Origin of the sequence: Massilia sp. YIM B02763 (genome assembly GCF_030412015.1) — a bacterium.
Classification (GTDB): domain Bacteria; phylum Pseudomonadota; class Gammaproteobacteria; order Burkholderiales; family Burkholderiaceae_D; genus Telluria.
Genome location: NZ_JASNRD010000001.1, coordinates 1 through 25,254 on the forward strand (window position 1 = coordinate 1; position 25,254 = coordinate 25,254).

Annotated in this window: 19 protein-coding genes; 7 read left to right on the plus strand and 12 right to left on the minus strand. The window is 69.1% G+C overall.

From position 1 onward, the window contains the following. Positions 1-91 precede the first annotated feature (91 nt). Entirely contained in the window at positions 92-1,249 is a 1,158-nt protein-coding gene (locus tag QPK32_RS00005) for a serine hydrolase (RefSeq protein WP_290410731.1), read from the minus strand. An 88-nt stretch (positions 1,250-1,337) separates the two neighbouring features. Next, positions 1,338-2,165 (minus strand): polysaccharide deacetylase family protein, encoded by an 828-nt coding sequence (locus QPK32_RS00010; RefSeq protein WP_290410732.1) that lies wholly within the window; start codon positions 2,163-2,165, stop codon positions 1,338-1,340. A 402-nt stretch (positions 2,166-2,567) separates the two neighbouring features. Between QPK32_RS00010 and QPK32_RS00015 the strand changes: the two genes are divergently transcribed. From QPK32_RS00015 to QPK32_RS00045, 7 genes are all read left to right on the plus strand, one after another. Further along, positions 2,568-5,528 (plus strand): TonB-dependent receptor, encoded by a 2,961-nt coding sequence (locus QPK32_RS00015; RefSeq protein WP_290410733.1) that lies wholly within the window; start codon positions 2,568-2,570, stop codon positions 5,526-5,528. 144 nt (positions 5,529-5,672) lie between these two features. Continuing rightward, positions 5,673-7,211 (plus strand): tryptophan halogenase family protein, encoded by a 1,539-nt coding sequence (locus tag QPK32_RS00020; protein ID WP_290410734.1) that lies wholly within the window; start codon positions 5,673-5,675, stop codon positions 7,209-7,211. 49 nt (positions 7,212-7,260) lie between these two features. Then, a complete protein-coding gene (locus QPK32_RS00025) occupies positions 7,261-8,016 on the plus strand; it encodes a SapC family protein (RefSeq protein WP_290410735.1) in 756 nt (251 codons plus the stop codon). After that, on the plus strand, positions 8,000-9,010 hold the full coding sequence (locus tag QPK32_RS00030; protein WP_290410736.1) for a cupin-like domain-containing protein: 1,011 nt from the start codon (positions 8,000-8,002) through the stop codon (positions 9,008-9,010). Before QPK32_RS00025 ends, QPK32_RS00030 begins: the two co-directional genes overlap by 17 nt. Before the next feature lie 19 nt (positions 9,011-9,029). Then, entirely contained in the window at positions 9,030-10,541 is a 1,512-nt protein-coding gene (locus QPK32_RS00035; protein ID WP_290410737.1) for a tryptophan halogenase family protein, read from the plus strand. Beyond that, complete coding sequence (locus QPK32_RS00040) at positions 10,538-11,689, plus strand: acyltransferase (RefSeq protein WP_290410738.1); 1,152 nt, start codon at positions 10,538-10,540, stop codon at positions 11,687-11,689. Before QPK32_RS00035 ends, QPK32_RS00040 begins: the two co-directional genes overlap by 4 nt. 53 nt (positions 11,690-11,742) lie before the next feature. Beyond that, complete coding sequence (locus QPK32_RS00045) at positions 11,743-12,537, plus strand: 2OG-Fe(II) oxygenase (protein WP_290410739.1); 795 nt, start codon at positions 11,743-11,745, stop codon at positions 12,535-12,537. 36 nt (positions 12,538-12,573) lie between these two features. Here QPK32_RS00045 and mntP read toward each other — a convergent pair whose 3' ends face one another. The 10 genes from mntP to QPK32_RS00095 form a co-directional block, all read right to left on the minus strand. Further along, the gene (gene mntP, locus QPK32_RS00050; protein WP_290410740.1) at positions 12,574-13,143 is read right to left on the minus strand and encodes a manganese efflux pump MntP; all 570 of its coding nucleotides are present in this window, start codon (positions 13,141-13,143) and stop codon (positions 12,574-12,576) included. A gap of 265 nt (positions 13,144-13,408) precedes the next feature. After that, the gene (locus QPK32_RS00055) at positions 13,409-14,683 is read right to left on the minus strand and encodes a sugar MFS transporter (RefSeq protein ID WP_290410741.1); all 1,275 of its coding nucleotides are present in this window, start codon (positions 14,681-14,683) and stop codon (positions 13,409-13,411) included. 11 nt (positions 14,684-14,694) lie between these two features. Then, on the minus strand, positions 14,695-15,684 hold the full coding sequence (locus tag QPK32_RS00060; protein WP_290410742.1) for a glucokinase: 990 nt from the start codon (positions 15,682-15,684) through the stop codon (positions 14,695-14,697). Continuing rightward, entirely contained in the window at positions 15,681-18,236 is a 2,556-nt protein-coding gene (locus QPK32_RS00065) for a glycoside hydrolase family 3 protein (RefSeq protein WP_290410743.1), read from the minus strand. Before QPK32_RS00065 ends, QPK32_RS00060 begins: the two co-directional genes overlap by 4 nt. An 86-nt stretch (positions 18,237-18,322) precedes the next feature. Further along, positions 18,323-19,696: a GH1 family beta-glucosidase gene (locus QPK32_RS00070; protein ID WP_290410744.1), complete on the minus strand. Its 1,374-nt coding sequence runs from the start codon at positions 19,694-19,696 to the stop codon at positions 18,323-18,325. 95 nt (positions 19,697-19,791) lie between these two features. After that, positions 19,792-20,820 (minus strand): LacI family DNA-binding transcriptional regulator, encoded by a 1,029-nt coding sequence (locus tag QPK32_RS00075; protein WP_290410745.1) that lies wholly within the window; start codon positions 20,818-20,820, stop codon positions 19,792-19,794. 99 nt (positions 20,821-20,919) lie between these two features. Beyond that, positions 20,920-21,990, minus strand: coding sequence for an ABC transporter ATP-binding protein (locus tag QPK32_RS00080; RefSeq protein ID WP_290410746.1), 1,071 nt, complete (start codon positions 21,988-21,990; stop codon positions 20,920-20,922). A 5-nt stretch (positions 21,991-21,995) separates the two neighbouring features. After that, positions 21,996-22,934, minus strand: coding sequence for a carbohydrate ABC transporter permease (locus QPK32_RS00085; protein ID WP_374046674.1), 939 nt, complete (start codon positions 22,932-22,934; stop codon positions 21,996-21,998). Between the two features lie 38 nt (positions 22,935-22,972). Next, positions 22,973-23,860 (minus strand): carbohydrate ABC transporter permease, encoded by an 888-nt coding sequence (locus tag QPK32_RS00090; protein WP_290410747.1) that lies wholly within the window; start codon positions 23,858-23,860, stop codon positions 22,973-22,975. A 1-nt stretch (position 23,861) separates the two neighbouring features. After that, positions 23,862-25,106, minus strand: coding sequence for an ABC transporter substrate-binding protein (locus QPK32_RS00095; RefSeq protein WP_290410748.1), 1,245 nt, complete (start codon positions 25,104-25,106; stop codon positions 23,862-23,864). Positions 25,107-25,254: the final 148 nt, after the last annotated feature.

The window sequence follows — 25,254 nt, forward strand, 5'->3', positions numbered from 1 at the left end:
GATGACCAACACAACATTATTATCCCGGACAGCAGTGCGCCCAGGCGGGGACGACGTCGTTATGGTTCGCCGACAGATCCGGCGTCCCTCTTCACTCCACCCCGAACCAGCTGTACTCCCACGTCCACGGCATGTCCGTCTGCCCCAGGGCCAGCTGCACCAGCTCCGGATACAGCTTCTCCGCGCGCACGTCGTTCGACAGCAGGATCACGCAGCGCTGCCCCGTCTCCTGGCAGAACACCAGGTTCGCCGTCCACTCGTCGTGGCCGCCCTTGAAGTAGGCGGTGCCGTTGCGGTCCTCGAAGGTGACCACGCCCAGGCCGGCCGCCAGTTTCTGCGGCCAGTCCGTCTCTGCGGCGCCCAGCGTGGGGAACTGGCGGGTCGACGTGATCGGCAGCCAGGCCGTCGTCATGGCCGCGCGCGTGTCGGGGCGCAGGCCGTCCCCGCGCATGATGGCGGCCCACAGGCGCGCCTGGTCGGCGATCGTCGTGTCCATCGAACCGGCGGCGCGCGGGCGGAAGCGGCGGTCGTGCGCCTGCACCGTGCCGTCGAAGGCATAGCCGTCCGCCACGTTCTCGGCGAATTCCGGGCGCCACGTCATGCTGGTGCGCTTCATGCCGAAGCGGTCGAACACGCGCCGCTGCATCTCCTCCGTGATGTCCAGCCCCAGGCCCTGCTCGACGATGAGCTGCAGGATGTAGAAACCCTCGCCGGAATAGGCGTAGCGCGTGCCCGGGTCGAAGTGGATGCGCAGGCGCTCGTCCGGCTCCAGCCAGCGGAAGTTGGCGAAGCCGCCCGCATGCAGCATCAGCATGCGCGGCGTGATCGTCTTCCAGCGGGGGTCGTCGGCCAGGTCGGAAAAGTCGAACGGTTTCACGCGGTAGCTGGTCAAGGGTTGCGGCAACAGCTTCGTCACCGGCGCATCGAGGTCCAGCAGGCCTTCGTCCGCCATCTGCAGCAGCATGTAGACGAAGGCGGTCTTGGTCAGCGAGGCGCCGTACATCACGGTATCCGGCGTCAGCGGCGCGCCGATGGCCGCGTTGCGCATGCCGAAGGCGCGCACCTTGCCCACCTTGCCGTTCTCGACGGTGGCGATGGCCAGGCCCTGCACCTGCTCGCGCTTCATCACGCGCAGGACTTCGCCGTCGTCCAGCGTGCGCGCGGGCCGCAATGGCGGCGTACATCCCGCCAGCTGCGAAGCCGCCACCACCGCCGCCACGGCCGTTCCCATCGCCGCCCGAATCCTCATTGCCGCCTCCATGTACCCGGCGCCGCCACCATGGGGCGCCACAGCCCGCCATGATGCCACGGACGGCGTATGGACGCCTGCACGCAGCTCAACGGGAGCGCTGGTGAGCGCGTACCCAGCGCATCAGCTCCACGAAGGTGCCCGTCCAGTATTCCTTGCGGTGGGCGGCGAGGTAGTCCAGCAGCTCGCGGTGGGCCGCTTCCGACGTCTGCAGGTAGTCGCCGCCCACGCCATGGAAGGTGAAGTTGACCATGGTGCCGCGCGCGCCGGCCCGCTCGACGATGGCGATCAGTTCCTTCCCGCTCAGGCCCTCGGGTGCCAGCACCGGCACGGCCAGCGGATCGAGCGTGGCCATCGACGGGATCACGCCGTCGCCGCCGCCGACCTTGATGCCGACGAACTCGCCGGCGATGCCCGGCAGGTAGTCCCGGCCCGCGGCCAGGCGGTCGCCGCACGGCACCGTATAGGTTCGCTCTTTCGCGCCGTCGATCGCCGCGAGCATGGTGTTGGCCACCACGACCTGGTCGCGCATCTGGGCCGCGCTGGTCGTGTCGAGGTCCCGCTCCGGCTGCACCCAGGCATGGCCCGGGCTGCTGCCCGAACACTGGTGGAACAGCGAATGGTTGCCCAGTTCATGGCCGCGCGCGGCCGCGGCGCGCCATTCGGCCATGCGCGCGCGCACCGAGGGATTGGACAACTGCAGGTAGAAACTGCCTCTCAGGCCTGCGCGGTCGAGCGCCGGAATCGCATGGTCGAGCTGGGAGTCGAGTGCGTCGTCGTAGGAAAGGCTGACGGCGGCGCGCACGCCCTCGGGCCAGCGGAATGCGTCGGCGGCGGGTACCTGCCGCGCCGCCGAGAACAGCAGCACGAACGACATCGCGGCCAGCCGCCAGGCTCTGGGCATCAGGCTATGCATCGGGTCTCCTCCGTCGATTGGACGCCTTGTTTGGAAACGCTTCCAGGGAATTTCCAAAAATATAGCACCGCCATTTTTGGGTCGTCAAATGCACGGGAAACGTGCCACGCCCGGCGCGCCGGCCCTTCACGCCCGGAGAGTGTTGCGTCCACCCCGCGCTTTGCGCACCAAAACCAGGCAAGCATGAGTATTCGGTTGACAACTGATTTTCTTGAACATAAGATTCCCTCGACATCGTATGGAAACGTTTCCAGCCCCAGTGCCGATGGCGGGAAGGCCAGGAAAACACACCGGCAGCACCCCTCGCGCCGCGGCCGGTACATCGAGGAGCACCACGGGGCGGGCATGCCCCGAGCAGTACCGACGCGATGAACAACAAGTAAAGAAAAACAGGAGACCCGAATGCATCATCCCAAGTCGAACCCGAAACGCATCAGCCTGGCCGTGGCAAGCGCCTGCGCCGCCTTCGTCATTCCCGCCTACGCCCAGGACACCGGCAACAACAGTCCGTCCGACACGGTGGTGCCGACCGGCGCCGTGCAGCAGGTCGTCGTCAGCGGCATCCGCCAGTCGATGGCGTCGTCGCTGAACCTGAAGCGCAATTCCGACGGCATCGTCGACGGCATCGTGGCCGAGGACATCGGCAAGTTCCCGGACACCAACCTGGCCGAATCGCTGCAGCGCATCTCCGGCGTGTCGATCGACCGCCAGAACGGCGAAGGCCAGAAGATCACCGTGCGCGGCGTCGGCCCCGACTTCAACATGGTGCTGCTGAACGGCCGCCAGATGCCGACGTCGAACCTGGGCGACCTGAACGGCCGCGCCTTCGACTTCTCGAACCTGGCCTCGGAAGCCATCTCCCAGCTCCAGGTGTACAAGACCAGCCGCGCCGAGACCCCGACCGGCGGCATCGGCGCCACCGTCAACGTGATGACGGCGCGCCCGCTCGACAAGCTGGGCACCTTCTCCAGCATCGGCGTCAAGGCGGTGCACGACACCTCCGCCAGCAACGTGCCGGGCGACGACCGTACCGGCAAGTCGACCACGCCGGAATTCTCCGGTATCTACAGCACCACTTCGAAGGACGGCCGCTTCGGCTTCGGCGTCTCCGCCAGCTACCAGGAGCGCAACCTCGGCTACGCCCAGGCTTCCGTGTCGAGCGGCTGGAAAGGCCCGTATCGCGCCGACGAAAGCGGCTACGGCACGATCCCGCAGACGGGCGCCGTCAACCGGCCGGACGGCAGCGACGTCTACCAGGTGCCGCAGAACCTGAACTACAGCTTCACGGGCGTCAAGCGCCAGCGCACCAACAGCCAGCTCGTGTTCCAGTTCGCGCCGACCAAGGAACTGACCACCACGCTGGACTACACCTATTCCGAGAACAAGCTGCACACCAAGCGCAACGACGTCTCGGCCTGGTTCAACTTCGGCCCCTCGACCTCGACCTGGACCAACGGCCCCGTCGCCGCGCCGCTCGTCTATACGGAGCAGCTCCCGGCCGGCACCGGCGACATCGCAATGGGCGCCGGCGACTTCGCCACCAAGACCGAGAACAAGTCGCTGGGCTTCAATGCCCAGTGGCGCGCCACGGCGGACCTGAAGCTCGAGTTCGACGCCCACCACTCGACCGCCGAGTCCATGGCCGACAGCCCGTTCGGCTCGTTCAACACGCTGGGCACCGCGAGCTTCTCGCGCGGCGACACCTCGGTCGACTTCTCGCAGGACTTCCCCGTGCTGAGCATCCAGGGCGCCGACTACAACCGCGCGCCGCAGCAGGTGACGGGCTCGAACTTCCAGAACGGCTACATGAAGGGCAAGATCGAGCAGGAGCAGATCAAGGGCCGCCTGCGCATGCTGGAATCGTCGAACCTGAACTTCGGCCTCGGCGCCATCAAGGTCGACAACCGCTCGGCACTGTCGAACAACCAGCGCGACAGCTGGGGCGGCGCGACCAAGCCGTCCGACTATCCGGCCTCCCTGTTCCACCCGGCCACCGTGCGCCAGTACTTCGACCAGATCGACGGCAGCGGCAATCCGGCCCTGTTCAACAATTTCTACACCTTCAACTTCGACCAGGTGCGCCAGACCGTGGCCGCCGCGTCCGGCCTGCCGGGCCTGTACGTGCCGAAGACCACCTTCGACACCGACCAGCGCACCGAGGAAAAGTCCAAGCACCTGTACCTGCAGCTGAACACGGACTGGGACACGGCGCTGCCGATGCATACGTCGATCGGCGTGCGCTACGAGAAGACCGACGTCGTCTCGACGGCACTGGTGCCGGCATCGACCGCGATCAGCTGGGGCTCGCAGAACGAGTTCACGGTGATCCAGGGCGCGCCGACCTTCACCACCCTGACCGGCAAATACCATAACCTGCTGCCGAGCGTGGACTGGGACATGGACATCCGCTCGGACATGAAGGTGCGCGCGAGCTATGGCGAAACCATCGGCCGCCCGCGCTACGACCAGATCGCCGGCGGCCAGATCCTGAACCAGCTGGCGCGCGTCGAAGGCGGCACCGGCTCGCAGGGCAACCCGGCGCTGAAGCCCGTCAAGTCGAAGAACCTCGACCTGTCGTGGGAATGGTATTACGCGAAGCAGAGCTTCTTCTCGGTCAATATGTTCCACAAGGACCTGGAGAACTACGCGGGCCAGTCGCAGGTCGTCGAGACCCCGTTCAACCTGCACACCCCCGTCGGCGGCGCGCTGTGGAACGAGGCGCTCGCCAACGGCTGCGCGAACGCCGACACCACCTGCATCCGCAACTACATCTTCCGCAACCACGCCGGCAGCCAGGGCGTGACCCGCGGCCCTGACGACGCCAGCGGCAACGCCACCGGCTCCATCGTGGGCCAGCCGGGCGACCCGGTCGCCAACTTCCGGATCACTTCCTTCTCGAACCAGAAGAAGGCGAGCCTGAAGGGCGCGGAACTGAACCTGCAACACATGTTCGGCAATTCCGGCTTCGGCGTCTCGGCCAACTACACCTGGGTGCACTCGGGCCTGAAGTACGACAACGCGTCGGTCGGCGAGCAGTTCGCGCTGGTCGGCCTGTCGAACTCCGCCAACCTGGTCGGCATCTACGAGGACGCCAAGTGGAGCGTGCGCGCCGCCTACAACTGGCGCGACGAGTTCCTGTCCTCGACCTTCGACTCGGCCGGCCCGAACCCGCAGTACGTGGAGCCGTACGGCCAGCTGGACCTGAGCGTGGGCTACAACATCACGGACAAGCTGAGCGTGCAGTTCGAGGCGATCAACCTGACCGACGAGACGGCCCGCGTGCATGGCCGCCGCAAGGAACAGGCGCTGTACGTGACCCAGTCTGGTCCGCGCTACTCGCTGGGCGCCCGCTACAAGTTCTGACGGCGTAGCGTCGGCACCACGACGGCGGGCGCGCTTTCCGGGCGCGCCCGTCGTTCGCACATCGGAGCCCCCAAAAAGTTGTTCCAAAAACAGCTTTTTCGGGTAGACTCGACCGGTCCGGGTTTTGCGTGACAGGAAGCAGCAATGAGTAAGCCCATCGAACACATCGTGGTGGTCGGCGGCGGTTCCGCCGGTTGGCTGGTCGCCGGCGTGCTCGCCGCCGAGCACCGCCTGCGCATCACCCTCGTCGAATCGCCCGGCATCGCGCCCATCGGCGTCGGCGAAGGCACCTGGCCGTCGATGCGCGACACGCTGCGCCGCATGGGCGTGGCCGAATCCGACTTCCTGCGCGAATGCGACGCCGCCTTCAAGCAGGGCTCGCGCTTCGACCGCTGGGTCGACGGCGGCGATGCCGACCGCTATTTCCACCCATTCAGCCTGCCGCAGGGCCACGGCGACGCCAACCTGGCCGCCGCTTGGACGGATAAGCATCGCGACGTGCCGTTCGCGGAACTGGTCAGCGCCCAGCCGCTGCTGTGCCTGGAGGGCCGCGCGCCGAAGCAGCCGCAGACGCCGGAATTCGCCGCCGTCGCCAACTACGGCTACCACCTGGACGCCGGCAAGTTCGGCCTGTTCCTGCAGCGCCACTGCACCGAACGGCTGGGCGTTCGCCACCTGCTGGCCCACGTCGAGGAGGTGGTGACCGTGAAGGATGGCGAGCGGGCCGGCGACATCGCCGCCCTGCGCACGCGCGAACACGGCCTCGTCGAGGGCGACCTGTTCGTCGACTGCACGGGCATGGCGTCGCTGCTGCTGGGCGGGCACTACGGCGTGCCGCTCGTGCCGCAGCGGGACGTGCTGTTCAACGACCGCGCGCTGGCCGTGCAGGTGCCCTACGCTGCCGCGGACAGCCCCATCGCCTCGCAGACCACGTCCACCGCGCAGCAAGCGGGCTGGATCTGGGACATCGGGCTGCCCACCCGGCGCGGCATCGGCCACGTGTATTCCAGCGCCCACATGGCGGACGAGGACGCGGAGCGGCTGCTGCGCGCCTACGTCGCGGCGAGCGGCGGACCGGCCGATCCTCCGGCGGCGCGGAAACTGGCGTTCGAACCGGGCTACCGCGCCCGCTTCTGGGAACGCAACTGCGTGGCGATCGGCCTGTCGTCCGGCTTCATCGAACCGCTGGAAGCGTCGGCGCTGGCCCTCGTCGAGCTGTCGGTCGCCTGGCTCGCCGACGACATGCCGGCCACCCGCGCCCACATGGACATCGTCGCGCGCCGCTTCAACGAAGCGTTCACCTATCGCTGGGAACGGGTCATCGACTTCCTCAAGCTGCACTACGTGCTGTCGCGGCGCACGGGCGGCTACTGGGACGACCACCGGCGCCAGGAAACGATTCCCGAACGCCTGCGCGAGCTGCTGGCGCTATGGCGCACCCGGCCGCCGATGCACCGCGACTTCTACCGCATCGAGGAAGTCTTCCCCTCGGCGAGCTACCAGTACATCCTGTACGGCATGGGCTTCCGGCCCGAGATGCCCGCACGCGGCTCCGACCTGCCGGCGCTGGCCGAGGCGCAGTTCCGCGAGGCCGCGCGCCTGGGCGCCCGCATGGCCGCGCTGCTGCCGTCCAACCGCGAGCTGCTCGACCATATCCGCACCCACGGCCTGCCGCCGGGCTAGCCCGTTCCACCCACATAACGACAACGACAACGACAGAGACACAGACACCATGGCCAATCACGCAATCCTCAACAACGTCGACCACAAGCACCTGCGCATCGTCACGGCGCGCGGCGCGGAGTACGGCGACGCCGTCATGTCCGCCCTGACCTTCCCGGCCGAATTCCGCGACCTGCAGGCCTGCTACCCGATCGTGTTCGCGCGCGACGACGACGGCAGTTTCACGCCGCTCGCGCTGCTCGGCTTCGAGCAAGGGGAAAACCTGTTCCTCGGCCCGGACGGCTGGGACGCGCCCGTCATTCCGCTGACCGTCGAGCGCCAGCCCTTCCTGATCGGGCGCGGCGGCGAGGAGCTGCAGGTGCACGTGGACATGGACCACCCGCGCGTGCGCACCGGCGGGCCGGAAGGCGAACCCGTGTTCCTGACCTATGGCGGCACCAGCGAATACCTGGAACGCATTTCCTCCGTGCTGCGCACCATCCACGAAGGGCTGGAAGCGTCGCGCGGCTTCACCGCGGCGCTGCGCGAACTGGACCTGCTGGAATCCTTCGTGCTCGACGTGGAGCTGGACGACGGCGCGCGCCACCAGCTGGCAGGCTTCTGGACGGTGGCGGAGGAGCGCCTGCAGGCGCTGGCGCCGGACCAGCTGGCCGCGCTGCACCGCGCCGGTTACCTGCAGGCGATCTACATGCAGGTGGCGTCGCTGTCGCAGTTCCGCAACCTGATCGCGCGCCGCAACCGTGCCGACGCCGCGCGGAATGCGCAAAGCGTCCAAGCCGCCCTGCATCATGCTGCCGGTCGATAAGCGCGTGCGCGAGGTTGCCGTCCACGACGGCGCCATCCCGGACGAGATGCTGCGCGCGACCGCGCCCTACATCGTGCGCGGCCTCGCCGCCGACTGGCCGCTGGTACGGGCCGCGCGCAGCTCGCACGACGCGGCGGACGCCTACCTGCGCCGCTTCTACGGCGACGCCACCGTCCACGCGCTGCTGGGCCACCCGGCCATCGCGGGCCGCTTCTTCTACAACGAGGCGCTGGACGGCTTCAACTACCAGTCCGTGCGGGCGCGCCTGGACGGCATCCTCGACGAGCTGAAGGTCCAGGCGACGCAGGAACGCCCGGGCGCCATCTACGTGGGCTCGACCACCATCGATACGGCCCTGCCCGGCCTGCGCGCCGAGAACGACGTCGACCTGGGCGGGCGGGATGCGCTGGCCAGCATCTGGATCGGCAACCGCACCCGCATCGCCGCCCACTACGACCTGCCGGACAATATCGCCGTGGTCGCGGCCGGGCACCGGCGCTTCACGCTGTTCCCGCCCGAGCAGCTGGCCAACCTGTACGTGGGGCCCATCGACTTCACCCCGGCCGGCCAGCCGATCAGCATGGTCGACTTCCACGCGCCCGACTGGGAACGCTTCCCCCGCTTCCGCACGGCGCTGGAGCACGCGCAGGTGGCGGGACTTGGGCCCGGCGACGCGCTGTTCATCCCGTCGATGTGGTGGCACCACGTGGAGGCGCTGGACCGCTTCAACATCCTCGTCAACTACTGGTGGCGCCAGTCGCCGGACTGGATGGACACGCCCACCAATTCGCTGATGCTCGCCCTGCTGACGATGCGCGAGCTGCCGCCGGCGCAGCGGCGCGCCTGGCAGGAGATCTTCCGCCACTACATCTTCGAACCGGACGAGGCGAACCTTGCCCACATGCCGGCGCAGCGCCGCTACGCGCTGGCGCCGCTGGACGAGGACGGCGCCCGCATCCTGCGCGGCCAGGTCCTGAAACGCATCAACCGATAAGAACACCTCCGAGGAGACCATGGAGACGAACAAGGAACGACAAGGCGGCAACCGTCCGGTGCGCCGCATCGTGATCGCCGGCGGCGGCACGGCCGGCTGGATGGCCGCCGCCGCGCTCTCGCGCACGCTGGGCAAGGTGCTGGACATCAAGCTGGTGGAGTCCGACGAGATCGGCACCGTGGGCGTGGGCGAGGCGACCATCCCCAGCCTCGTGCACTTCCACCGCCTGCTCGACATCGACGAGCAGGAATTCATGGCCGCGACCCAGGCCACGTTCAAGCTGGGCATCGCCTTCGAGGGCTGGCGCCAGCGCGGCGAGGATTACATCCACTCGTTCGGCATGACCGGGACCGACCACTGGACGGCCGGCTTCCAGCACTTCTGGCACAAGGGCCGCGAGCGCGGCCTGGCCGGCGACTATGGCGACTACTGCCTGGAACTGGCGGCGGCGCGCGACAACCGCTTCGGCCACCTGCCGAACGAGGGCCTGAACTACGCCTACCACCTGGACGCGACCCGCTACGCGCGCTACCTGCGCCGTTTCTCCGAGCACTTCGGCGTCGAGCGCATCGAGGCCAAGATCGCCTCCGTCGACAAGGACGCCGGCGGCGACATCGCCGCGCTGGTGCTCGATTCCGGCACCCGCATCGAGGGCGACCTGTTCCTCGACTGCACGGGATTCCGCTCGCTGCTGCTGGGCCAGGCCCTGGGCGTCGGGTACGAGGACTGGTCGCAGTGGCTGTTCAACGACAGCGCCATCGCCGTGCAGACCGAGTCCGTCGGGCCGGCCGTGCCCTACACCCGCTCGATCGCGCACGACTGGGGCTGGCAGTGGCGCATCCCGCTGCAGCACCGCACGGGCAACGGCATCGTGTTCTCCAGCCGCTACGTCGACGACGCCACGGCACGCGCCGCGCTGCTGGCCAACGTCGAGGGCCGCGTGCTGACGGAGCCCCGCGTGATCCGCTTCACGCCTGGCCAGCGCAAGCAGGTCTGGGCCAGGAACTGCGTGGCGCTGGGCCTGGCCAGCGGCTTCCTGGAACCGATCGAATCGACCAGCATCCACCTGATCCAGCGCGCGCTGGTGCGCCTGCTGCAGACCTTCCCGACCGACGGCATCAGCCAGGCCGACGTCGACGAATTCAACGGCCAGGCCGATGCCGACATCCGCCAGATCCGCGACTTCATCATCGCCCACTACAAGGTTACCAACCGCCGCGATACGCCGTACTGGCGCGACGCGTCCGCGATGGACGTGCCGGAGGCGCTGCGCCACCGCATCGCCCTGTTCCGCGAGACGGGCCAGGTCTTCCGCATCGCCAACGAGCTGTTCGCCGAGAACTCCTGGGTGCAGGTGATGCTGGGCCAGGGCATCCACCCCGAACAGCACCACCGCAGCGCGGACCTGATGGGCGACGAGGAGTTGCGCGGCTTCCTCGAGAACATCCGCCGCGGCGTCGCGCAGACGGTGGCCCGGCTGCCGCAGCACGAGACCTACGTGCGCAAGTACTGCCCGGCGGGCAAGCCGTGACGGCGGGCGCGTTCGCCGACAGCAAGCGCCACTACCCGATCCTGGACGGCCTGCGCGGCGTGGCCGCCGTGCTGGTCGTGGCCTTCCACCTGTTCGAGGCGCATGCGGCCAGCCGCTTCGAACAGCTGATCAACCACGGCTACCTGGCCGTGGACTTCTTCTTCGTGCTGTCCGGCTTCGTGATCGGCTATGCCTACGACGACCGCTGGGACCGCATGTCGACGGGCGACTTCTTCCGCCGCCGCCTCGTGCGCCTGCATCCGATGATCGTCGTCGCCATGATCGTCGGCGCGCTGATGTTCGACTTCCAGGCCGGCCCCATCTTCCCGAAGATCGCCGACACGCCGCTGTGGCAGCTGCTGCTGGTGATGGCCGTCGGGATGACGCTGCTGCCGCTGCCGCCGTCGATGGACCTGCGCGGCTGGGGCGAGATGCATGCGCTGAACGGTCCCGCCTGGTCGCTGTTCTTCGAATATGTCGCCAACATCCTGTACGCGCTGGTCGTGCGCCGCTTCTCGAACGGCCTGCTGGCATTGCTGGTCTTCCTGGCCGGCTGCGCGCTCGCGCACCACACGGTGTTCGGCCCGAACGGCGACGTGATCGGCGGCTGGTCGCTGGATCCCGCGCAGCTGCAACTGGGCTTCACGCGCCTGATGTACCCCTTCTTCGCCGGGCTGCTGCTGTCGCGCGTCGCGCGGCCGGGCCGCGTGCGCCACGCGTTTCCCTTGTGCGCCGTCCTGCTGGCGGCGGCGCTCGCGGTGCCGCGCTTCGGCGGGCCGGACACACTGTGGATGAACGGCCTGTACGAAACCGCGGCGATCGTGCTGCTGTTCCCGCTGCTCGTCTGGCTCGGCGCCAGCGGCGACGCCGGATCCGGTGCGATGGCACGCGCCTGCGGCTTCCTCGGCGCGATATCGTATCCGCTGTATATCGTCCACTACCCGTTCGTCTACACCTATACCGCCTGGGTGGCGAACAACAAGATCACCCTGGCCCAGGGAGCGCCGGTGGCGGCGGCGACGCTGCTGGGGTCGATCCTGCTGGCCTGGGCGCTGCTCGTCTGGTACGACATCCCCGTGCGGAGATGGCTGGGGCGGCGGATTACCTCGGATCCGGCGAAAACAGTTCTCGCTTTCGCGCGAAAATAAGCGGCGCCGGGCGGCGTATGATCCCAGTCCTGTTCACACTGCTGGGAGTCACCATGCCGACAAGCGCCCTCGCCCGCGCCACCGCAACCCCGTATTCCGGCTACGTCGTCGAGACGCAGCCGGGTTCCCTGCCCATGGGCGGTACCGTCCAGGACACGCCCGTCTACGCGCTCGACGCCTGGCCCGATGGCCTGCATGCGTCGCTGCCCGCCTCGGCCCCGTCGGCCCGTACCGACATCGACCTCGGCCCGCAACTGGCCTTCGTGGTCGACAACGTCGTCAGCCGGGAAGGCGCGCAGGCGCTGATCGAGATCGCCGAGCACTTCGGCTTTCGGCCGGAAGCCCCGGGCATCGCCACGCCGCCGGGCATGCGCATGAACCTGGCGCTGCACTGGATGGCCGACCGCACCCTGATGGACACGATCTTCCGCGCGCTGGCGCCGCACCTTCCCGCCACCTTGAACGGCAAGGCGCTGTGGCCGCGCCTGTCCGAGCGCATCGACATGTACAAGTACCGCGAGGGCGACGAATTCCGCCGCCACATCGACGGCACCTGGCCCGGCTATGGCGTGAACGCGAGCGGCGACGCCATCGACACCTGGCCGGGCAGCCAGTCGCGCCTGTCGATGCTGTTGTACCTGAACGATGCCGACGATGGCGTGGAAGGCGGCGCCACGCGGCTGTGGGGCCGCAACGGCGCCACGGTGGACGTGCAGCCGCGCGCCGGATCGGCGCTGTTCTTCCAGCATGGCTTCGAGATCGGCTCCGTCATGCATGCGGGCCTGCCGGTCAAGGGCCGCGCGCCGAAGTACGTCGCCCGCATCAACGTGCTGTACGACGCGGACTGACGCCGGCAGCGAACGAACGGTCCCGGCCGGTGCCGCTCAGCCGGCCGACAGGTGCTGGTGCAGGATCGTCGATCCGATCGCGATCAGCACCACGCCGCCGGCCAGTTCCGCGCGTTTTCCCGCCACCTTCCCCAGGCCGCGGCCCAGCATCACGCCCAGCGTGACCATCATGAAGGTGCAGAAGCCGATCGCGCCGGCCGTGCCGAGGATGTCCGCATCCATGAACGCGAGTCCCACGCCGACGGCCATCGCGTCGATGCTGGTGGCGAAACCCGTCAGCGCGAGCAGCCAGAAGGAGTGGCTCTGCGGCTTGTCGTCCTCGCCGTCGTCGTCGCCCAGCCAGCCCTCGCGCAGCATGCGCAGGCCGAGAAAGCCGAGCAGCATGAAGGCGATCCAGTGGTCCCAGGCCTCGACATAGGGCGCGGCCGCCTGGCCCAGCGCCCAGCCGACCAGCGGCGTGCAGCCTTCGATGACGCCGAAGATCGCACCGGTACGCAGCGCCTCGCGCCATTGCGGCCGCTGCAGGGCAGCCCCCTTCCCGATGGCGACGGCGAAGGCGTCGGTGGACATGGCGAGGGCCAGCGCGGCGGTGGCGATGAAATTCATGGAGATTCTTTTTCCGGCCGGGCATGGACGAAGGCATGCCCGCGCGGCCCGACACTGCGCGCAGGCATACCAACGGTCTTGCCAACCTTGACGGCGCCCGCACCACGGCCGCCGCTGGCTGCCGAGCATGTTGATGCGGGAACTTCCGGGGAACGGAAGCAGGCTACTCCCCGATGGGATGCGGCATGGTACACCATCCGCCACAAAGAAAAAAGCCGGCGCGGGCAAGGCTGCCCCGCGCCGGCAAAGGAGACTTGCCCGGTCGTCAGGCCGCGCCGGTCTCCAGCCGATAAAGGTTGGCGTACTTCAGGCCGAAATACAGGATGAAGCCGTAGCACAGCGCCGGCACGAGGAATGACGCCTGCAGGCCGACCGTGTCGGCCAGGTAGCCCTGCGCGAACGGCACCACGGCGCCGCCCACGATGGCCATGCACAGGATGCCGGAGCCCTGGCCCGTGTGCCGTCCCAGGCCGTGCAGCGCCATGCTGAAGATCGTGGGGAACATGATGGAATTGAACAGGCCGACGACCAGGATCGCCCACATGGCCACGCCGCCGCTGGCAAGCATCGCGCACAGCACGAGGGCGATGGCCAGCACCGCGTTGAAGGCGAGCGCCTTGCCCGGGCTGACCGTGCGCATCACGGCAAAGCCGATGAAGCGGCCGACCAGCGCGCCGCCCCAGTACAGGCTGACGTAGTGCGCGGCCGTGGCGGGCGCCAGGCCAGCGATGCCGGGCTCGCCCAGGAAGTTCACGAGGAAGCTGCCGATGCTGACCTCGCCGCCCACGTACAGGAAGATGGCGACGGCGCCCAGCACGAGGTGGCGGTGTTCCAGCGCGGAGCCCTTCGCGCCGGCAGCCGCGACGGCCGGGTCGTCCCCGTGCACGATCTTCGGCAGCCGCGCCAGTGCGAACAGCACGGCCAGGATCGCCAGCGCGGCCGCCAGCGCAAGGTACGGGCCCTGCACGGCGGCCGCTTCCTGCGCACGGGAGGCGATCCGGTCGGCGCCGACGGCCGCGCCGGACAGGATCAGCATGCCGCCCAGGGCCGGGCCGACGGTGGTGCCGAGCGAATTGAACGCCTGGGTCAGCGTGAGGCGGCTCGACGCCGTGGCGGCCGGCCCCAGCACGGTCACGTAAGGGTTGGCCGCCACCTGCAGGATCGTGATGCCGCTCGCCAGCACGAAGAAGGCGAACAGGAACAGGCCGTAGCCGCTGGTGGCGGCCGGGGAGAACAGCGCGCAGCCGCAGGCGGCAATCGCCAGGCCGATGACGGCGCCGGCCTGGTAGCCGACCCGCCGGATCAGCGCGCCCGCCGGCAGCGACACGATGAAGTAGGCGCCGAAGAAGCAGAACTGCACCAGCATCGCCTGCACGTAGCTGAGGGTGTAGATGGCCTTCAGGTGCGGGATCAAGACGTCGTTCAGCGACGTCAGCAGCCCCCACATGAAGAACAGGATCGTCACGATCACGAGCGGCGCCGTCGTGCTGCCCGTACTGGATGTCGCGGCCAGCGGCCGGTTCGACGCGGTATGTTCCATGGTCTCTCTCCTCAGGCGGCGGCGGCCGCGTGTTCGTCCAGCAGCGCGGCCACGCCGCGCAGGGCCGGATACGGTTCCGTGACGACCCAGGTCGGGATCTTCTGCAGGTAGCCGCGCAGGCGCCCCTTGTCCTCGAAGCGGCGGCGGAAACCGGAGGCGTTGAACTGGGGCCCCAGGCGCGGGACGATGCCGCCGCCGATATACATGCCGCCCGTGGCGCCCAGCGTCAGCGCCACGTTGCCGGCCACGCTTCCGAGGATCGCGCAGAACGCGTCCACCGTGGCGCGGCAGGCGGGGCAGCTGCCGTCCAGCGCCCGCGCCGTGATGTCGGCCGCGGCCAGGCGCTCGCCGCCAAGCGGACCGTTGAGCGCGCGGTGGATCGCCTCCAGGCCCATGCCGGACAGCAGCCGCTCGGCCGACACATGCCCTTCCTGCTGCCCGAGCTCGTCCCACAGCGCTTCCAGGATGCGGATCTCCTGGCGCGTGACGGGTGCGAAGCTGGCATGGCCGCCTTCTCCCGGCAGCGCCATCCAGCGACCGTTGCAGCGGACGATGCCGGACACGCCCAGGCCCGTACCGGGACCGACCAGGCCGATGGGCCGGCCCGGGACGGGGGCGAACTCGCCGTCGCCGACGCGCATGCGCCCTTCGTCGCCCAGGTGCGGCAACGCCATCGCCAACGCCGCGAAGTCGTTCACGACCAGCAACGTGTCCAGGCCGCGCTCGCGCCGCAGCGCCTCGATCGAGAAGCGCCAGTGGTGGTTCGTCATCGCGACCGCATCGCCCTCCACGGGATTGGCGATCGCCAGCGCCGCCGCGCGCACGCCGGCCGTGTCGACCCCACGCGCGGCTGCGCGGGCCAGGTAGTCGTCCATCGCCGCGCCGATCGTCGCGTGTTCGCAGCAAGGGAGCACCTCGAGGTCGGCGAAACCGCCGCCCGGCGCCTGCAGCGCGAAACGCGCGTTCGTTCCGCCGATGTCGGCAAGCAGGCGCAGCGTCATTGCAGCTCTCCGCAGGCGACGTCCACGGCCGGTGCTGCCTGCGGCGACGGCGCCTGCGCGTCCCTGGCGCTGCCCAGCACGTCGATATTGCCGAAGGCGGCCGCGAACGGGCCACTGCTCGTCACTCTGAACGGCGTCGTCACCGCGTCGAGACGGACGCCCTTGGCAGTGAAGCAGGCCAGCGGGATGCGCACGGACTGGCGGCCCTTGCCGGCCAGGCGCGCGAACAGCTTCGTCGCGTCCAGCGGCGCGCCGCAAGCGCTGCCGCCGTCGCAGGCCATGGCGACCGTGACCTTGCCGGTGGGCGCAGACTGGACCATCGTATCGAAGCGCAAGGCTCCGCCGTTCGCCAGCGCCGCCGGCAGCGCCAGCGGGCGGGTGCCGTGCGCTTCGTAGGTGGCCGGGCCCGTCCAGGTGACGAGGCGCGCATCCTGCTGCGTATTGATCTGGGCGACGGCCGCCGAAATGCCCGGCAGCGTCGTCGTGGCGTTCAGGTCCTGGCCCAGCGCCTGGACCCTGGCGCCGCTCTTGACCCGCAGCGGGAAGCTGGCGCGGTCGGCCGGTCCGAACAGGGGCCAGCTGTTGGAGGGGATGCAGCCGCCGGCCGGATAGCGCTCATCGAGCCGGCCCAGCGTCGAGCGCTCGCCGCGGCGCAGGCCGTAGCCGAAGGCGAACAGCGGCGCGTAGTCCTTGTCGCCCACGTTGAGCGGCGTCTGGCATACGCCCTTCGGCCAGGAGAACGACAACTTGCCCTGGAATTCGTAGGGTTTGCCGCCCGCCGGCGCGACCAGCAGGTCGGACACGCCCTTGCCCTCGGTGCCCGGCAGCCAAGCGGCGACGAAGGTGTCCGACAGGTTCATCAGGTCGTTGACCCACAGCGGACGGCCGGACAGGAACACGGTGACGACGGGCTTGCCCTTGCCGCGCACGGCCTGCAGCACGGCAAGGTCTTCCGGATAGCGGCTCGAATGGCGCAGCGTCCCGGACGGCACGATGTCGCCGTCGCCTTCCGCATACGGCGCTTCGCCGATGACGGCGACCACGGCGTCGAAGCGGGACGGGTCCACGCCCTTGGCATCCGCGCTGTACGTGACCTGCGCTCCGGCCGCCTTCAGGCCGGCCAGGATCGTGTCGGCCGCTGGAAAATCGGCATTCGTGTTGGCCGTGCCCTGCCAGGTCAGCGCCCAGCCGCCCGTCTGGTTGGCCATGCTGTCGGCGGCCTTGCCGACGACGAGGATCCGCTTGCCCGGGGCCAGCGGCAGCGCCGGTCCCTCGTTCTTCAGCAGCACCAGCGATTCGCGCACGGCGCGGCGCGCCAGTTCGCGTGCCTGCAGCGCATCGTCCTTGCCGGCATAGGCGTTCTGCGAGGGCTTGCGGTCGAACACGCCGGCGCGCAGCTTGACGCGGACGATGCGGCTGACGGCATCGTCCAGGCGCGCCATCGGGATGCGGCCTTCCTCGACGTCCTTCATCGTATTCGCGATGAAGGCCTTCCAGTCGTTCGGCACCATGGCCATGTCGATGCCGGCGTTGATCGCCTGGGCGCAATGGTCGTTGGTGCAGCCGGCCACTTCGCCGATGCCGTTCCAGTCGCTGACGACGAAGCCGTCGAAGCCCATCTCGTCCTTCAGGATGCCCGTCAACGCGCGCCGGCTGCCGTGCAGCTTGCCGTGCTTCGCGCCGGTGGCGACGTCGTCCCAGCTGTTGAACGAGGCCATGACGGTCTGCGCGCCCGCCTGCAGGCCTGTCACGTAGCCCGGTGCGTGGATGGCGAGCATGTCGCGCTCGCTCGCCTTCGTCACGCCCGTATTGATGCCGTGCTCCGTGCCGCCGTCGCCCATGTAGTGCTTGATGCTGGCGATGACGTTGGCGTCGTCCTTGAACGCGCCCTGCATGCCCTTCACGTACACGCCCGACATGTCGCCGACCAGCTTCGGATCTTCCGAGAAGCTCTCGTAGGTGCGTCCCCAGCGGTCGTCGCGCACCACGGCCACCGTGGGGCCGAAGGCCCACAGGATGCCCGTCGCGCGCACCGCCTTGCCCGTGGCGGCCCCGATCTCCCCGACCAGCGCCGCATCGCGTGAGGCGCCCAGGCCGATATTGTGGGGGAACATGGTCGCGCCGTAGACGTTGTTGTGGCCGTGGACGGCGTCCGTGCCCCAGATCATGGGCACCTTGACGGCCATGTCGGTACGCATCGACGCCTCGTAGTAGGCATCGGCCATCCTGAGCCAGTCGGCGGCGCGCGCATGCTTGTCGTTGCCCGGCCAGCTGCCGCCGCCGTTCAGCACCGAGCCGAGGTAGTACTTGCGCACGTCGTCGGGCGTGACGGTCTTGATCTCGGCCTGCGTGATCTGGCCGACCTTCTGCGCCAGCGTCATCTTCGCCACGATGGCGGCAACGCGTGCCTCGATGGCCGGGTCCTTCGCGATCGCGCTCTTCGCCTGGGGCCAGGCGGCCTGCTGCGCGCCGGCCACCACCGGCAGGGTCAGCGCCACGGCCAGCGCCAGGGCGTGCGGAACCAGATGCGCCACGGCGCGGTGCTTGTTCATGCCTTGTCTCCCATTCTTGGTATTGTCAGGCGATTGGAAACGATTCCAATCGACCTTGCCAATATTGAATGGAAACGGCAGCCCTGTCAATCGCCGCCATGCAGGAAATCGCGGTACCACTTGCCGCTGTCCTTCAGGCGCCGCTGCTGCGTCGCATAGTCGACGTGCACGAGGCCGAAGCGCCGCAGATAGCCTTCCGCCCATTCGAAGTTGTCGAGCAGGCTCCAGGCGAAATAGCCGCGCACGTCGACGCCGTCGCGCCGGGCGGCGCGCAAGGCGGCCAGGTGGCGCTGCAGGTAGCGCGTGCGCGCCCCGTCGCGGATGGCGCCGTCGGCATCGACCGTGTCGTCGTAGCAGGAGCCGTTCTCCGTCACGTAGATGGGGCCGGGCGCATAGTCGCGCTGCACGCGCGCCAGCAGCTCCGCCAGGCCGGCCGGCTCCACGGGCCATCCCATCGCCGTGATCTCGCGTCCCTCGCCCGCCTGCGGTTCCAGCACGCGGGCGCCAAGGGGGCCGTGCGCCGGATCGTCGACGATGGTCTCCGGGAAGTAGTAGTTCACGCCGAGGAAGTCCGTGGACACGGCGATCGCTTCCATGTCGCCCGCCTCCACGCGCGGAGCGCTGGCGCCGACCAGGTCCAGCGTTTGCGCCGGATAGCCGCGGCCATGCAGCGGGTCGAGGAACCAGCGGTAGCGCAGGCCGTCGTGCCGCTCCATGGCGGCGACGTCGCGCGGATCCGTGCTGGCGGCGCGCAGCGGGTGCAGGCTCAGCGCGATGCCGACGCGGGCGTCGGGCACGTTGGCGCGGATCAGCGGCACCGCCAGGCCATGCGACAGCAGCACGTGGTGGCATACCTGCAGCGCCGTTCCCAGGTCCGTGTTACCCGGCGCATGCCAGCCCTCGTAATTGCCGATGATGGCCGTGCACCAGGGCTCGTTGTGCGTGATCCAGTGCTTGACGCGGTCGCCCAGGCGGCGCGTCATGGCCTCGGCCAGCTCGAGGAAGGCGTGCACGGTCGCGCGCGCGGCCCAGCCGCCTCCCTCCTGCAGGTATTGCGGCAGGTCCCAGTGGTACAGCGTGGCCCAGGGCTGCAGTCCCCGCTCCAGCATGCCGTCGACCAGGCGCTCGTAGAAGTCCAGGCCCCTGGCGTTCGGCTCGCCGCCGGCCTGCCCGAAGATGCGCGGCCAGGCGATCGAGAAGCGGTAGGCGTTCAGCCCGAGGTCGCGCGCGATGTCGAGGTCCTGCGGCCAGCGGTGGTAGTGGTCGCAGGCGACGGCGCCGCTGGAGCCGTCGCGGATGCGGCCCGGCGTGGCGGCGAAGCGGTCCCAGATCGATTCGACCCGGCCGCCGGCGTCGGCCGCGCCTTCGATCTGGTAGGAGGACGTCGCGCAACCCCACAGGAAGTCCTGCGGGAAGTCGCCGCGCCGTGGCAGGCCGGGTTCGCTGGATGGTGTGCTCATGGTCTCCGTTCTTGTCGTCATGTGATTGGAAAGCTTTCCAGCCTTCGTTCAAAAAAAAGCTCGCGGTCGGCACGCCGGGTCGCCGGACGGCCCGCTCACGCGGCCTTGCGCTTGCCTCCGGCGGCCGTCGCGAGTGAGGCGCGCAGCGTCACGCTCACGGGGAAGTCGCGCGTGACGGTGCGGCGCACGTCGTAGCACAGGTTCAGCAGGGCATTCACGCCGTTCTGCGTCATCTCGCGCCACGGCATGTGCACGGAGGTCAGGCGCGGCGCCGAGAAGGCGGCGCTGGGCGTGTCGTCGTAGCCGATCACGGACAGGTCGTGCGGCACGCGGATGCCCGCCTCCTGGAAGTAGGACAGCGCGCCCACGGCCATCTCGTCGTTGGCACAGAACAGCGCCGTGCAGCCGTAATCCGAATCGAGCAGCTGCTTGGCCGCCGCCCAGCCCCCGGCCGGCGAGAAGTCGCTCTCCATGCGCCACACCTTGGCCGGATCGATGCCCTGCTCGGCCAGCTCGCTCATGAAACCCTCGACGCGCGCCACGTTGTCGGCGAGGCGGCGCGGGCCCTCGATGACGGCGATCTTGCGGTGCTTGTGGTCCAGCAGCGCGCGCGCCGCCAGGCGGCCGCCCAGCACGTGGTCGACCGTGAAGCATTGATCGGGAATCGCGGCGAAGCTGTGGTTCAGCGCGACCAGCTGGCCCGCCTTCAGGCCCAGCGCCGCGATGTCTTCCTCCAGCAACGCGCTGGTCATGACGACCAGGCCGTCGCAGCCGCGCTCGATCAGGAATTCGACGCCCTCGATGGCCTGGCGGCGCTCGTCGCCGAGTCCGACGCCGAACGCGAGCACCATGTGCACGCCGGCGGCGCGCAGCTCCGTATCGATGATCTGCAGGATCGGCGTATAGAAGGTGCCCGACAGGACGGGAATGTAGACGCCCACCATGCGGCTGGACCCGGACAGCAGCGCGCGCGCCGCGTGCGAGGGCCGGAAGCCCAGCTCGTCGATCGCCTTCTTCACGCGCGCCAGCGTGGCGGGCGACACCGAGCCCTTGCCGCTGACCACGCGCGACGCCGTTCCGAGGCCGACGCCGGCCAGTTTCGCTACGTCCTTGATAGTTGCCACAAACTGATCCTCATGTAGACAGGCGTTGCCGCCAACCCGAAGGATACCGCAGGACACCCCTCTCCCGCACCTTCCTTTGCACGAACTTGCATGCCTGCCTTACAGGCGCGCACCCGTTTCGGGGTCGAACAGGGACACCCGGGCCGGGTCGATGACCACGCCGACCGCGTCTCCCGGCACGACGGCGCGCGGCGCGTGCACGAGGGCGGGCAGCGTGGCCCGTCCCGCCTTCACCCAGACCACCTGGTGGCTCCCCATCGGCTCGACCAGCGCCACCTCGGCGCGCAGGCTGCCGGGGGCCCCGGGGTCGGCGAGGCGCACGTGTTCGGCGCGCACGCCCAGCACCGCCGGCCGCGCGCCCGGGTTGCCGGCCACGCAGCCAGGGCCGGGACGCAAGGCGATGCCGTCCGCGGCGAATCCGCCGTCGTCTTCCAGCCGCCCATCGACGAAGGTCATCGCGGGCGCACCCAGGAAACCGGCCACGAAGCGGTTCGCCGGCCGCTCGTACACGTCGACCGGCGAGCCGACCTGCTGGATCTCGCCGCCGCGCATGACGACGATGCGGCTGGCCAGCGTCATGGCTTCCACCTGGTCGTGGGTCACGTAGATCATCGTCGAGCCCAGGTTACGGTGCAGCAGCTTCAGCTCGCGGCGCAGCTCCGCGCGCAGCTTGGCGTCCAGGTTCGAGAGCGGCTCGTCGAACAGCAGCACGCGCGCCTGGCGCACGAGGGCGCGCCCGATCGCCACGCGCTGGCGCTGGCCGCCGGATAGCTGCGACGGCTTCCTCGACAGCAGCGCGTCCAGCTGCAGCATCTCGGCGGCCTGGCGCACGCGCTTCCTGATCTCGGGCCTGGGCGTGCCCGCGATCCGCAGGCCGAACGACATATTGTCCTCGACGGTCATGGTGGGATACAACGCATACGACTGGAACACCATGCCGATGCCCCGCTCGCTGGGATCGGCGTCCGTCATGTCGCGCCCGCCGATCTCCACCAGGCCGCCGCTCGTGTCCACGAGGCCCGCGATGCTGTGCAACAGCGTCGACTTGCCGCAGCCGGAAGGTCCCAGCAGCACGAGGAATTCGCCCGGCTCCACGTGCAGGTCGAGGTCGCGGATGATGTCCTTGCCGCCCAGCGTGATCGAGAGCTTGCGCAGTGTGACGTTCGACATGGTGCCTATCCTTTCACGGCGCCGGCCGCGATGCCGCGCACGAACCAGCGCCCGGACACGAAGTACAGCGCCAGCGGCACCAGCGCCGTCAGGATCGTCGCCGCCATATTGACGTTGTACAGGCGCGTGCCGGTGGTGGTATTGATCACGTTGTTCAGCTGCACCGTCATGGGCAGGTTCTCCCTCCCCGCGAACACGAGGCCCAGGATATAGTCGTTCCACACGCCCGTCACCTGCATGATGGCGGCGACCACGACGATCGGCAGCGACATCGGCAGCATCACCTGGAAGAAGATGCGCCAGAATCCGCCGCCGTCGATGCGCGCGGCCTGGAACAGCTCGTGCGGCACGTTGCAGTAGTAATTCCGGAACAGCAGCGTCATCACGGGCAGGCCGAACACGGTGTGCACCAGCACGATCGCGGGCAGCGAGCCGAAGATGCCGGCCAGCGCCAGCACCCGCACCAGCGGATAGATCATCACCTGCACCGGCACGAAGGCCCCGGCCAGCAGGATGCCGAACAGCAGGTTGGCGCCGCGCGGGCGCCAGAAGGACAGCGCGTAGCCGTTGATGGCGCCCAGCAGGATCGGCAGGATCGTGCTGGGGATCGCGATGGCGACGGAATTGCGGAAACCCGTGCGGATGCCGTCGCAGGCCGCGCCCGTGCAGACGCCGCTCCAGGCCTGGCGCCAAGGTTCCAACGTAAACGCGTGCGGCAGCGCGAAGATGCCGCCCTGGCGGATCTCGTCCATCGGCTTCACGGAGGTGACCAGCATGACGTACAGCGGCAGCAGGAAGAATGCCGCCGCGCACAGCAGGAAGGCGTAGACGCCGACGCGTGCCGGGGTCAGGCGGCGCCGGCGCGCACGCGCCTTCGGCCTGGCGGCGCCCTGCGTGGAAGCCCCCTGCAGCGGCAGCGGGCGGGCGATCGATTGGCGGCTCATCGGGTATCCTTCACGGGATGGTCTTCCTCAGGTGACATTCAGGCGGCCGCCTTGCGGCTGCGGGCGTACGCGTACGGCGCGAGCAGCGCCAGCACCGGCACCAGCAGCACGACGGCGCCGGCCGACGCCAGGCCCACGTTCGAGCGCAGGAACAGGTGATCCATGATGAACTTGGCCGGCACTTCGCTGGCGATGCCGGGGCCGCCCTGCGTCATCGCGACGACGGCGTCGTACAGCTTCGCCACCGACGTGGCCAGCAACAGCAGCACGGTGGCGAAGCTGGGCCAGAGCATCGGCACGACGATCTGCAGGTACACGCGCCAGGCCGGGATGCCGTCCAGGCGCGCCGCCTTCCAGATTTCCGGGTCGATGCCGCGCAGGCCCGCCAGCACCAGCGCCATGACGAGGCCGGACGCCTGCCACACCGTCGCCAGCACGACGGCGACGATCGCCATGTCCTGCGACACGATCCAGTCGAGCCTGAAGCCCGGGAAGCCGAGCGCGCGGATGGCGCCGTCGATGCCGTCGCCCGGGGTCAAGAGCCATTGCCAGACGAGGCCGGTGGCGACGAAGGACATCGCGTACGGATACAAAAAGATCGTGCGCAAGGCGCCTTCGCCGCGCACGTCCTGGTCGATGAACACGGCCAGCAGGAAGCCGATCACGACGCAGGCGGCGACGAAGAGGACGCCGTACACGGCCAGGTTGTGCAGCGACAGCATCCAGCGCTCGTTGTCGAACAGGCGCTGGTACTGGGCCAGGCCGATGAAGCTGCCGCTCGGGAAGGTGCGCGAGCCCGTCATCGAGATCCACAGCGTCCAGCAGGCGGCGCCGACGTAGCCGACCAGCGCCACGAGGGCCATGGGCAGCAGCGCCGCGCGCGGCGCCAGCCAGGGCAGGAACTTGGAGGAAGCGGTTGGCCGCATGTCAGTAGCGTAGCGCCGAGGCGATGCTGTTCTGGGCCCGCTCGACGGGCATCGGGGTATTCCAGTAGGCGGTCAGCACGTCCTGCAGCGCGCCGTTCTGGTCCGGGGTCAGGTACACCTCCGCCACGCCGACGGGACGGGCGCGGTCGCGCAGGATCGCCATGCCCTTGCGCGCGCACTCGTCGAAGGCAGACGGGTCGGCGTCCGTGCGCACGGGAATGGAGCCCTTCAGGCGGTTGAACGCCACCTGCACGTCGGGCCGCTCGACGACGTCGGCGATCAGCTTCTGGGCGCGCAGCGCGTCCGGCTTGCCCGTCCTGGGGAACACGAACACGTCGCCCTGGATCAGGTAGGGGCTGTCCGGGCCGAGCCCGGGCAGGCAGCCGAACTCGCGGCCCGGGCGCTGGCCGGCCGCCGTGAACTCTCCCTTGGCCCAGTCGCCCATGATCTGCATGCCGGCCCGCCCCGCGATCACGAGGGCCGTCGCGTCGTTCCAGTTGCGTCCCGGCGAAGCGGGATCGACATAGGCCTGCAGGCGCTTGTAGGCGACCAGCACGCGGCGGAATGCCGCCGAGCGGATCGCCGCCTGGTCGCGGTCGCGCATCACGCGCAGATAGAGCTCGCGCCCGCCCAGGTTGGACAGCATCAGCGAGAACAGGATCGTCTCCTGCCAGGCCTGGCCGCCGTGCGCCAGCGGCACGAGGCCGGCGGCCTTGAGCTTGTCCAGCGCCGCGAACAGTTCGTCGACGTCCCGCGGTTCGCGCGCGATGCCGGCGCGGGCGAAGGCCGCCTTCGAGTACCAGATCCACGTCTGCATGTGGATGTTCATCGGGACGGCATAGTAATGGCCGCGGTGCTTGATGGCGTCCACGATGGGCTGCGGCAGCACCCGGTCCCAGTCGTCGCGGCGCGCCACGTCGTCGACGGGATTGAGCATGTCTTCCTCGATGATGTCGAGGAACTGCTTGGACGTGTTGAACTGGGCCGCCGTGGGCGGATTGCCGCCGATGATGCGGTTGATGGTGACGGCGCGCGACTGGTCGCCGCCGGCGATCGCGGAATCGATCCAGGCGCCGCCCGCGCCGCGGTAGGCCGCGGCCACCTCCTTGACGGCCGCCGATTCGCCACCCGACGTCCACCAGTGGATGACTTCGGCCTGCGCCGGCAGCGGCGCCGCGGCGTGCGCACCCGGCGCGGCGGCGCACAGCCACGCGCCGGCCAGCAAGGCCTTGCGGATTCGGACCATCGTTGTCTCCATGCGGCCGCCATCGATGGCGGTCCTTCGGCTGTCATTTGGGGGGCGGGGTTGGAAACGCTCCCATGACTTTTGCCGGACTATAGCACCGGGCCGAAATTAGTGTCAAATAGAAAATATCCGGTGGATTTTCCTACAA

Bases quoted from the DNA above. Each gene is read 5' to 3' on its own strand.
- QPK32_RS00005 (WP_290410731.1), bottom strand. From the start codon at position 1,249: ATGAGGATTCGGGCGGCGATGGGAACGGCCGTGGCGGCGGTGGTGGCG.
- QPK32_RS00010 (WP_290410732.1), bottom strand. From the start codon at position 2,165: ATGCATAGCCTGATGCCCAGAGCCTGGCGGCTGGCCGCGATGTCGTTC.
- QPK32_RS00015 (WP_290410733.1), top strand. From the start codon at position 2,568: ATGCATCATCCCAAGTCGAACCCGAAACGCATCAGCCTGGCCGTGGCA.
- QPK32_RS00020 (WP_290410734.1), top strand. From the start codon at position 5,673: ATGAGTAAGCCCATCGAACACATCGTGGTGGTCGGCGGCGGTTCCGCC.
- QPK32_RS00025 (WP_290410735.1), top strand. From the start codon at position 7,261: ATGGCCAATCACGCAATCCTCAACAACGTCGACCACAAGCACCTGCGC.
- QPK32_RS00030 (WP_290410736.1), top strand. From the start codon at position 8,000: ATGCTGCCGGTCGATAAGCGCGTGCGCGAGGTTGCCGTCCACGACGGC.
- QPK32_RS00035 (WP_290410737.1), top strand. From the start codon at position 9,030: ATGGAGACGAACAAGGAACGACAAGGCGGCAACCGTCCGGTGCGCCGC.
- QPK32_RS00045 (WP_290410739.1), top strand. From the start codon at position 11,743: ATGCCGACAAGCGCCCTCGCCCGCGCCACCGCAACCCCGTATTCCGGC.
- mntP (WP_290410740.1), bottom strand. From the start codon at position 13,143: ATGAATTTCATCGCCACCGCCGCGCTGGCCCTCGCCATGTCCACCGAC.
- QPK32_RS00055 (WP_290410741.1), bottom strand. From the start codon at position 14,683: ATGGAACATACCGCGTCGAACCGGCCGCTGGCCGCGACATCCAGTACG.
- QPK32_RS00060 (WP_290410742.1), bottom strand. From the start codon at position 15,684: ATGACGCTGCGCCTGCTTGCCGACATCGGCGGAACGAACGCGCGTTTC.
- QPK32_RS00065 (WP_290410743.1), bottom strand. From the start codon at position 18,236: ATGAACAAGCACCGCGCCGTGGCGCATCTGGTTCCGCACGCCCTGGCG.
- QPK32_RS00070 (WP_290410744.1), bottom strand. From the start codon at position 19,696: ATGAGCACACCATCCAGCGAACCCGGCCTGCCACGGCGCGGCGACTTC.
- QPK32_RS00080 (WP_290410746.1), bottom strand. From the start codon at position 21,990: ATGTCGAACGTCACACTGCGCAAGCTCTCGATCACGCTGGGCGGCAAG.
- QPK32_RS00085 (WP_374046674.1), bottom strand. From the start codon at position 22,934: ATGAGCCGCCAATCGATCGCCCGCCCGCTGCCGCTGCAGGGGGCTTCC.
- QPK32_RS00090 (WP_290410747.1), bottom strand. From the start codon at position 23,860: ATGCGGCCAACCGCTTCCTCCAAGTTCCTGCCCTGGCTGGCGCCGCGC.
- QPK32_RS00095 (WP_290410748.1), bottom strand. From the start codon at position 25,106: ATGGTCCGAATCCGCAAGGCCTTGCTGGCCGGCGCGTGGCTGTGCGCC.